General features: G+C 48.1%; 8 protein-coding genes and 1 pseudogene. 4 read left to right on the forward strand and 5 right to left on the reverse strand.

From position 1 onward, the window contains the following. The first annotated feature begins 115 nt into the window (after positions 1–115). Together ACP5KC_RS06840 and ACP5KC_RS06845 are read left to right on the forward strand one after the other, a co-directional pair. The gene (locus ACP5KC_RS06840; protein WP_428287050.1) at positions 116–1,588 is read left to right on the forward strand and encodes an SLC13 family permease; all 1,473 of its coding nucleotides are present in this window, start codon (positions 116–118) and stop codon (positions 1,586–1,588) included. Between the two features lie 154 nt (positions 1,589–1,742). Continuing rightward, positions 1,743–2,801 carry an HD domain-containing protein gene (locus tag ACP5KC_RS06845; protein WP_428287051.1) on the forward strand — a complete coding sequence of 353 codons (1,059 nt, stop codon included), beginning with the start codon at positions 1,743–1,745 and terminating at the stop codon, positions 2,799–2,801. A gap of 131 nt (positions 2,802–2,932) precedes the next feature. On the opposite strand, the gene ACP5KC_RS06850 is transcribed toward ACP5KC_RS06845, so the two are convergent. From ACP5KC_RS06850 to ACP5KC_RS06870, 5 genes and pseudogenes are all read right to left on the reverse strand, one after another. Next, complete coding sequence (locus tag ACP5KC_RS06850) at positions 2,933–3,283, reverse strand: nucleotidyltransferase domain-containing protein (RefSeq protein WP_424738716.1); 351 nt, start codon at positions 3,281–3,283, stop codon at positions 2,933–2,935. Continuing rightward, positions 3,249–3,658, reverse strand: a pseudogene (locus ACP5KC_RS06855) (HEPN domain-containing protein). Before ACP5KC_RS06855 ends, ACP5KC_RS06850 begins: the two are co-directional and overlap by 35 nt. A 180-nt stretch (positions 3,659–3,838) precedes the next feature. Next, positions 3,839–5,038, reverse strand: a complete 1,200-nt coding sequence (locus tag ACP5KC_RS06860; RefSeq protein WP_273434019.1) for a hypothetical protein — start codon at positions 5,036–5,038, stop codon at positions 3,839–3,841. 40 nt (positions 5,039–5,078) lie between these two features. Next, entirely contained in the window at positions 5,079–5,618 is a 540-nt protein-coding gene (gene yjjX, locus ACP5KC_RS06865; protein WP_424738723.1) for an inosine/xanthosine triphosphatase, read from the reverse strand. A gap of 71 nt (positions 5,619–5,689) precedes the next feature. Further along, positions 5,690–6,937: an MFS transporter gene (locus ACP5KC_RS06870; protein ID WP_424740876.1), complete on the reverse strand. Its 1,248-nt coding sequence runs from the start codon at positions 6,935–6,937 to the stop codon at positions 5,690–5,692. A 156-nt stretch (positions 6,938–7,093) separates the two neighbouring features. Between ACP5KC_RS06870 and ACP5KC_RS06875 the strand changes: the two genes are divergently transcribed. Both ACP5KC_RS06875 and ACP5KC_RS06880 read left to right on the forward strand, forming a co-directional pair. Further along, positions 7,094–8,710 (forward strand): cytochrome ubiquinol oxidase subunit I, encoded by a 1,617-nt coding sequence (locus tag ACP5KC_RS06875; protein ID WP_424738710.1) that lies wholly within the window; start codon positions 7,094–7,096, stop codon positions 8,708–8,710. Further along, entirely contained in the window at positions 8,710–9,888 is a 1,179-nt protein-coding gene (locus tag ACP5KC_RS06880; RefSeq protein ID WP_424738707.1) for a cytochrome ubiquinol oxidase subunit I, read from the forward strand. The genes ACP5KC_RS06875 and ACP5KC_RS06880 overlap by 1 nt, the downstream gene beginning before the upstream one ends. Positions 9,889–9,916: the final 28 nt, after the last annotated feature.

Genomic DNA, 9,916 nt, shown 5'->3' on the forward strand with positions numbered 1-9,916 from the left:
ACAATTAGATTCCTTGAGGTTCATTCTATAGGTGAGTAATAAACCTTAAAACTCCCTTTACGCGTCGGGAAAATATCTTTTTATTTTGCTTACGAGTGATGAGTCAAGAACAAGCATGAGAAGGAGCCTTTTAAAGATCTTAATTGGACCAATTCTCTTCTTGCTGATGGTTATTTCTCCACCGCTTCCTTTAGTTGAGCAGGCATCCAGGGTGCCCGGAGCGCCTAAAGCCCCGCAGATCGCCCTGGGAGGGCTTCTATGGATTGCAGAGTGGTGGGTGACGGAGGCGGTTCCGTTAGGTTTAACCGGTATTTTGGCGGCGGCGCTGTTTAGTCTTCTTGGATACGTCTCGTGGTCGACGTCTCTAACCAGTTTTACGAACCCTATAATATGGATCTTTATGGGAGGTTTTGTTCTAGCAGCTGCTTTTAAAAAGTGGGGTGTGGACAAGAGGGCTGCACTAGCAATAGCTAAGCTCTACTCAGGAGGTGACCCTGCGCTAGTGGCCTTTTTCGCGGCAAGCCTACCTGCATTCTTGCTGACAATCACGGGTTCTATCACGGCTTCTGCTAGTGTTGTGTTCCCTATCGCGTTGTCTTTGCTCACGCTTATGAGAGCTTCAGACCAGTACGTGGAGGCTACCATGCTGGCTTTGGGTGAAGCTGCCACCGCGGGGGCTATGTTATTTTTGATAAGCACTCCGCCCAACCTAGTCGCGAAGCAGGTTCTTGAGTCGAGTATTCAGGGTTTCAAGCTCACATTCCTAGACTGGATTATTGTTGGGACTCCCCAAGCCTTGATAGGGCTATTTGTAACCTGGCTAATAGTCTTCAAGATCTTAAAGATTCCCGAAAAGCGTGTTGAGCCCCCTAAACTACTAGATGAAAAACCCCTCACTCTTGAAGAGAAGCTAGTATTAGCCGTATTTTTCGCCACATTAACGCTTTGGATTCTACCGGGAGCCATCCTACTAGCCTCCTCTCTGGACGCTCGCTATGAGCCGCTAGCTAAGACAGTCACCACCCTCCTGCCTGAAGCCGCGCCGGCCGTTCTAGCTATCATCGCCTTAGGCTTTATTAAAACGAAGAAAGGCCCCCTGCTCACGATGGACGAGATTTCAAGTGGGATAGACTGGAACGTGATATTCATGTTCGGCGGAGGAATAGCCATGGGATATGCGCTCGACTCAAGCGGCTTCTCAAATTGGCTAGCCTTAATGATCTCTAAGCTTGGGACCCTCGACATATACAGTCTGTCGGCTGTCGCGGCCCTGATAGGATTCGCTATAACGTTTCCAGCCTCAAACACCGCGGCTGCTATAATAACCGTCCCGCTTGTAGCCTCGATAGCCAAAGGTATGGGGGTAAACCCGGCCTATCCTGTGATCACGGCTGCACTTGCTTGCTCGATCTCTAGTGCTTTGCCGTCTACTACGCCTCCCATGGCGATAATATACGGCTCGAGAAAGGTGAAAGCTTCAAACATGTTCAAGGTTGGAATTCTCGCAGACGTTGTCCGGCTCATAATTTTAATGGCTACGGAGCCGATACTGGTCTCCATCCTCTTGAACATTAAAGGTATTCCATGATAGCCGTCTTTTTACCCTCTAAGACTTTTCCTCTTTCCACTACGAATTTCTACTCGCTGTTTTTCATGCCCAAAGAATTCCTCGCATAGTGTTATCCAGCCCTGCTAACCGTCAAGGATTTTACTCTTTGAAACGACTAGGAATTGCTTGGACAATGGCTAGACTCCGCTATATTGATGGGCTTTACTGGTCCTCCTGTCCAGACAGCGAGCTCCTGGCTTCTTTGGCGAGAGAGGGGCTGAGCATGATAGTGGATCTAACTGAGCACGAGTGCTCCTATGAACCGCCCCCCGGTGTCGAGATCTTGGAGTACCCCATCATGGATTTTTCATTTAATCCTTTCGAAGACGTCTTGGTGCATGTAGCTCTACCTGTACTGCAAAGGCTTCAAGGTGGCGAAAAAGTTCTTGTACACTGCCGAGGAGGGATTGGAAGAAGCGGCATCACAGTAGCCATGATTCTAGGACTTAAATACAGGTTGCCAGCATCAGAGGTGAAGAGAAAGCTTAGCACGCTTGGATTTATGGGAGAGACGCCCTCACAGAGCCTAGCCTTTCGCTGGTTTTTCCGGGCAAGGGATCTTGTGGGAGAGGATTTGATAGTACGTCTTGTGAATAAACTCGAGAGCATCAGGGACGAGAAATCGAGCTACTGGGAACTCTATAAAAACCATGCCTCAACAGTCGCCGGCGTAGCCCTTGATATACTCGAAGCCATCTCAGGCATTATCAATCTTGAGAGAGAGGACTATCTGAACGCGTACGTTGCTGGCCTTCTTCACGATGTCGGGAGAGTAGTGTCTAGCGAGGAGGAGCACCACGAGAAAGGTGCTAGGCTTGCCCTTGAATTAGGAGAGCTGACAAAATGTTGTAACCGTTTGGTCGTCTCGAAGGCCATATTCCACCACAGGAGATCCACGGATCTTCTAGGCGATCCAGAGCTACAGAACCTTGGAGAAAAAGCCCGACTGATAGCAGCGACGGTCAGGCTGGCAGATACATTCGACGATGTTTACTCGGGCTGGGGCGCTTACGAGGCATACGGGTGTTACAGAGGAATAGAGCTCGAGGGGTCTTCGCTAATATTCCTGCTTTCCTGTAATCCACCTATATGGCTTGAGAGACGCTTAGCCGAGAAATCAAGCGCCTTTGAAACTCTAACAGGTATCAGAGCTATGATAGAATTTGCGGATGTAGAGCAGGATGAGTTGTAGCTTAACCCCTAAACTACTCAGGAAATCACCTATCAAGTAGTCACGTGAGGCCTACAAGGATTACTAAAAAGTAACATAAACTCATGCTGCCCCTACGTGACCAAAAGTTAACCTGGGATGATCCGACTACATCAATAAAGCTTAAGGTAATTTCTTCCAATATGTCTAAAGTAGATTTTTGCTTCCTCCTCGCTTACGAGGTGGATTTCAAAAGGGTGAATAAGCGGCAAGCCAGCGGCGACTTCTATTCTTTCCTTTAACTCAGTCCTTGCAAGTAACGATGCTGGTAAGTTCCTAGCTACGATTAGTAGATCGATGTCGGATGTAGCCACTAACTTACCTGAGACAGCACTCCCAAAAACATAGACTCCAACTAGATCTTCGGAAAAAACCTCCCTGCTTGCTTCAACTATCTTGATGACGTATTCCCTCCAGTCTCTAAGAATCTTAGATCTTTCCCATGCTATGTCTAAGTTTTTCACAAAGGCTAATCACCCTTTCAGCGAGATCGATCAAGTATTCCCCGTCTTCTCTGTCAAAACTCTTATAGAAATACCTGCTTGTTAGGTAAGCGTCCTCCAAGTTGTGTAACCCTCTTTTATTTTCCCTTATAAACCCGTCTACCAATTTTTCATCTACTCGCTTGAGCTCGCTTAGGAGATGTATTAGGGAGTAGGTTCTTGGATAATCTCCTATAAGCTCCAATAGTGTGGCCTTAAGTATATTTGAGCGGCCTGCTCTGCGTTGAAGGCTGCAAGGTCGTAGAACCCCTTCTGCAGTGAAAATTTCGCGGCCTCAAGGAATGAGAGCGCCCTCCTTTTCAACAGATCTATTTCTTCCTCGCTTCCACCCGACATTTTGTTAAGTTACCTGAAGGTCACCTTTAAGCTAATCGTTGGTTAACCACGCATCACGTATGGTGAACTATAATAGAACATACGGCCTTGCGAGTAGTCTAGCATGTAAAATAAAGGAGGTATAGCCCCTTGATCTTATATGAGGGCAAAGAAGTTTAGTTCTGAGAGAACCCTATGGGACTAAGACTTGGCTGACAGCAGCATACGTAAGTTTTCCGGCGTTCCTGCCGTCTTTAACAGATTAAGTGCTGCACCATAAAGCTTGGTCAACTTCTCAACGTCTTCCCGAGCGTAGCCCTGAGTAAGTAGAGTTACATTCATAGTGCTGCTTATAAGGGACTCTGCCTCCGCGAGCGAAATATTTCCAAGAACGTAATGGCTTAGAATATCCTCAAGAAATCTTACCGCTAGTCTTGGATCGTGTAAGAGTTTCCTCCTGTAGAGTGGGCCAGGGTTCTCGTGTAGTTTGAGAGTGGAGAGGTCGACGTCGCCAGATGGTAGATTTAACGTTTGTCTTATTACGGGGGGCTTTCCATCTAATCGTCTTTCATAGGAACTCTCACTCTTTTTGAGATAGCCTCCTATCTCGCGTAGAGCCTTTTCAGCAAGAGCCTCAGCCTCCCCCTCCTCGAAAACCCTCCAATCAGTATTGTGCTTGAATCTTGAGGGGTCTGTCCAAGAGGGCTCGAAGGAATCAAGTTCATCCGGCTTCAACGCTACGCACACTACATCCAGTTGCCTGTGCAGGCTTAAAGGCGCGGTAAAGACTCTCTGGGGATCCATAAGGTTCTCCACCTTTATTTTAGAGCCGTATCTGAGATTCACCGCGTGGACTTTTCCACGAATCCTTTCAAGTATAAGCTGTACTGCCGACCAGGTCGCGTCGAGGACGCCATTCTTCTTAAGGAAACCCTCGCTTAAAGCCCCCTCGTGCACGTGGACGTGCATCCCACGCCCGCTCCACTTGAGCCACACGCTCCTTGTAACGCCTTCCTTTTCGAGCTCTTCTACGATTAGACGCGCTACCTCGACGGTAGCCTTCCAGTGTTCTGGAGTGGAGTCTATGTCCCAGGTAAGCGTCCTTTGTCTGATGTTGCTTGAATAGTCAAGTGCGTCCTCTCGCCTTTCAAGTTTGTGGTAGATGTTCGCCGTGCCATAAAAAGACCTGGGACCTAGAGCAGCCAGCCGCTTGAAAACAGTATGAAAGTCCGCCGGCTTGCTTACACGCAACGGCAAGGCTCCTATATACCTTATGAGTATCGGCCTACCATCTTTGAGCTTTCTCTCACAGTGGACGGCTACCCATCTCCCCCTTAGAAATTCTGAGAGCTCTGCCACCACTCGAGGGTTCGAGTAATGCCTTAGAGGTAGAGAGGACAAGGCGGCTCTAGAAGTGATAAAACAACGTAACTATAATGTTTTACCGCACATTTCCTTCGTAGAGTTCACGGTTCATGAAAGTGATAAGGGCCATAAGCGTGGCGTGAAAAGTTAGATCCTCACGGGTTACCATAGACTTTGAGAGCAGCTTTATTAAGCCGCCCTTCTCGCCTATATCCTTCGTACCGTAATAAGCATCAGCCACTTCCTCTAGTTCACGGTAATCCCCTCTGAAAATTCCGTCTGTGAAGGCTCGTGGTAATGGGAAGCCAGGGCTTAATCCTATTGAGACACCCCCCTTATTGTCCATGACATAAGCCAGCTGTACATCAATGTAAAAGTCTCCTACCTGGATAATACCGGCTTCAACCCCCACAGAGAAGTCAAAGACATTCACCGATTTAGAAGCCGTTTCAGCCCTCAGCTTAGCCCCATGTAATATCTCTAACAATCCTAAGGGCTGTGGGTTCGGGGTTTCCACACGGATACTAGAGAGCTCTATGGCTCCATATACAGCTTCAAATGCCCTGCGTATACCCACCAGCTTGGACGGGTTTGTCGTACCAGCTATAACGCGCATAACCACTTCCATACTAGGAATCTTAGCTGCTAAAAATACTTTAAGACGAGATGAATAATTTTGCCTAAGACCTAGGGGGATACCTCCTCAAGCGGTTTCCCCTTTGTCTCTACACCCAGTGTGAATACAGTGAAAGCTGATACGATGTGCATGAGTGCGAATAAGGAGAAGGGCGTCAGTGGGTCTTTAAAAGTTTGCATGAGGACGCCGGCGGCATATGGTCCAATAATCCCCCCTATCCGACCAAAGCTGTTTGCCCATCCGCTCCCGGTCCCCCTCAACCGCGTCGGATAGAGCTCTGGCGTATAGGCGTATGTTACCCCCCATGCCCCAAGATTGAAGAATGAGACCAGACTACCCCAGATGAGCAGGTCGAGTTGAGCTGACGCCATGAAGACTCCTATACTTGCTAGTCCACCCAGCAACATATAACTGGCAAGGGTCGGCTTCCTGCCTGCTTTCTCGATAAGGTAGGCTGCAGAGAGATATCCCGGGATCTGTGCTAAAGTTATAATTATTGAGAACTCAAGGCTCTTTGCATAGCCAAGTCCGCGTGCATTGAGCATATCTGGTAACCACAGGAAAATCCCCCAGTAGGTCAGAGCTATAGCGAACCAGTGTGTCCAGAGCATGATCGTTCTTCTAAGGTAAGGCGGCCTGAGAAGCTCCCATACAGAAACACTTGCTAAGCCCTTTGACTTCATAGAGTTTTTCGCTCCTTCTCCTACAGAACTGCTTGAGTTCAACTCCTTTCTTAGTTTTAGGTATCTAGGCGATTCAGGTAAAGTAGGGTAAAGGATCATTGCAAGTAAGATCGACGATAAGGCAGTTAGGAAAACCGGCCTCCAACCATACATTGGTGCTATAATCCTAGCCAGGAATAACGCGAGGAGCCAGCCGAGAGCCCAGGAGCTCTCAAGAATGGCTACTAGCCTGCCGCGCGAGTATGTGGGAGCAAACTCACTCATCATCGTGCTAGCCACAACCATGTAGCCTGCATTAGAGGCTCCTGCTAGGATACGGTAAAAGCTTAAGTCTAACCAGCCACGAGCGATATAGCTCAGCGAGGTGAAGACTCCTAGACCAACCGTTGAGACTAGAATGCTGATCCTCCTCCCGAATCTATCAGCAAAATACCCATAGAGAGAGGCACCGACCAGCATTCCCAGGGACCAGCTACTCAGAACACGACCAGTTTCCTCGCCGGTTAGGTGCAGATCCGATTTAATAAGGCTTAGCGTCCCGCTGACTATCCCTGCGCACATCGCCCCTAAGCCCCAACCCAACATTAGAAGGATCAAAACCCTCCTCGCTGACATTCTACAATATAATACAAGATAGATCTAAAAATTTTTCATGGAGAATTTGATCCATGATGGCTCCTAGGGCAGTATCCTTATCTTTTAAATTTTGGGTTAAAATCATATAAGGAAAAATTTTTATTACTAAAATAAAATGTTAGAAAATTGATAAACATGGATTTACTAAGCCAATGGCTGAGTTACCCAGCATCTATAGATAGGATTTTAAGCATCATCGGCATCGAAATACACTGGTTCATACTCCAGTACGTGCTCGGGTTACCGCTGGTGATCCTTCTCGCCCTACTAGCTTACAAGAGAACAGGAAAAACGAATTACGAAAAAATAGCTAGAACAGCCACAAAAGCCCTGGGGTTAATATTCGCCGTCGGAGCTGCCTCGGGGACGGCATCCGAGTTCGGACTCGTAGTGATATGGCCAAACCTCCTAGAAGCTGCTGGACGTTACATTTATTTCCCACTGTACCTTGAAATCTTCGCCTTTCTCACCGAGATAGTCTTCATCTACCTACTTGTCTTTGCCTGGAGCAAGCTGTCGCTAAACGCGAGAATAGCTATAGCATTCCTAGCGCTCTTCGGTGCATGGTTCAGCGCAGCCATGATTGTGAGCGTTAACAGCTACATGGTTGCTCCCACCGGGATAGCCCCGGCCTTCGACCAGCAGAAAGGCTGGCTCTACCAGCAGGGATATCCCAAAGTTCTACTTGTTCTCCCATCGCAGATAGCCTCTGCTCTCGACGTGCCAAAACTTCTCCCTCTGGGGGTAGAAGTGGTTGGCGAGGTTAAAGAGGGGGTCGCCGTCTATGTCCCGTCAAGTATCGTTGCACGTCTCGCATACGAAGCTTGGAGTGGAGTGACCCTAAGGGACAGCGTACTAGCTGGTTTCTTGAAGCCCGGGATTCAACTTCCAGCTGAGAAGATACTTGTAAAAGATTTAGTCGACAGCATCCTGTTAGCCACAGTCGAGCATGTCGGGTATACAAGCGTCACTTTCCTGTCTCCCGTCTATCCAGGAAGCATCCTACACTCTATAGGTGCTGGAATCACCACAACAGCTTTCACCATTCTAGGGGCATACGCCCTTCTTCTTTTAAAGAAGAGGTCGGAATACTACGAGACCGGTCTACGCTTCGGCGTTATACTCTCACTCATAGCTATCATTGTACAGGGAGCAATTTTTGGCCACGTGATGGGAGAGGAAATAGCGCATTATAACCCTGAAAAACTAGCCGCAATGGAGGGCCAGAGCAGCAGCATCATGAGCATCCCTCGGACGTTTGGAATAGAGAACCTGATGAAAATAATAATATATGGGAGGCCTGATGCACAGCTACCCGATTACGATCTTATACCTCCGGGATACTGTGTCCTAGCAGGTGCCCCGCCTATCTCTGATTGCAGGCCTCCCTTGCTCATCCACTATCTTTACTACGTTAAAACGGGCCTTGCAGTCCTGCTAGGACTCTTCGCGATAGTCATGTTTGTCCTCGTTTACAAGAATACAAAGATAAACACATCTCTACTCGTGCTTGCAGCCCTAAGCCCCATACTCGCACAGCTTGTATCATTTCTAGGTTGGGCTGTAAGGGAGATCGGCCGTAAGCCATGGTCCATCTACGGGGTGATGACCGTTGACGTTGCACACACCGCAAACCCTGCAAGCCCCTCCGCATACATTCTTGTAGCGTTTATCTTCTTGGCTGCCCTCTCTCTACTCATCTATGCGGCTTACAGGATATTATATCTCCCGTCATTGAGAGGTGATCAGTAATGAATGCCCCGGTGTTTTTCCTCGCGCTAGTCTTCGGCCTGCACATAGTCGCGGTAAACCTAGGCATAGCCTTGTCTACTATGGTTGTATTTCTCAAAAGGCAGGCTGACATCAAACGTGACAAAGAAATAGATGCAACAGCCTATAGCTTCTTCCGAATATACGCTGCAACCTATGGTCTAGCAGGCGTCATGGGAACGGCTTTCACTGTATTCCTCTTAAGCTTCTATCCAGGTTTCCTTGGCATCGCGGGAAACATAACAATGATCCCATTCGGGATATCTATAGTGGCTATTCTCCTACACTTCCTAGCAATAGTTGTCTACTACTACGGTTGGGACAAACTGGACAGGAATATCCATCTGGCCTTTGGAGTACTCCTAGTGCTGACAGCCTACCTGATACCCTTAGGCTTCAGAGCAGTTTTTGCCTTCTTGAATACACCTGTCGGCCTCACCCTCTCCCCTAAGCTCAGCCTAGACGTATTAGCAGCCTTACAAAACCCAACCTTCCTGCCCCTATACTTGAAGAGTGTCACTGGCGCCCTTACAGCCGGCTTTCTCTTCATTGCAGCTCTTCTCAACCACAAAGCAGTAACTAACGGAATCTCGGAGGAGGAGAAGAGTCTGCTCCGCAAAAGCCTTGAGTACGCGGGTATGGGATTGTTCGCGATGATGTTTCTTGGAGCGTGGTACTCGATATCACTAGCGGCTACTCCTATAAAGTTTAATAACATATTCGGCTTTCTAGGAGTAAACCTGGCGGCTCCAACGACATCCAACTACTCATGGTTATTCCTGCTGAAAATGGTATTGGTAGCTTGGCAGGGCTTCATACTCTTCAAGCTCTACAGAGCAAGGCTTGAACAGCAAGAGTTGAAGTCGACAACAATATTGACTTACTCTGGCGCAGCGGCAGGGCTACTCACCATAATGCTGGGAGAATACCTCAACGCCTTCTCACAATACCCATACCTCGTCGCCAATGCTCCGCTCATCCTCAATCAACTCCCCGAGCCGTACAAGACGATACTCGCAAGCGAGCTGAACATGGAAAAGCTGAGCCCTCTCGCTCAGAGCCCTGAACTCTTCTTAGTGACAGCTGTCGGCTTAGCAATATTAATGACTGCTGCAGCCTACCTGATATACAAGGTTTTCTTTGAAAAAGGCCCCGAGTAATAGGATTCCCGTCAAAAAATATTTTTTT

Origin of the sequence: Infirmifilum sp., assembly GCF_049970975.1 — an archaeon.
Taxonomy (GTDB): domain Archaea; phylum Thermoproteota; class Thermoprotei; order Thermofilales; family Thermofilaceae; genus Thermofilum; species Thermofilum uzonense.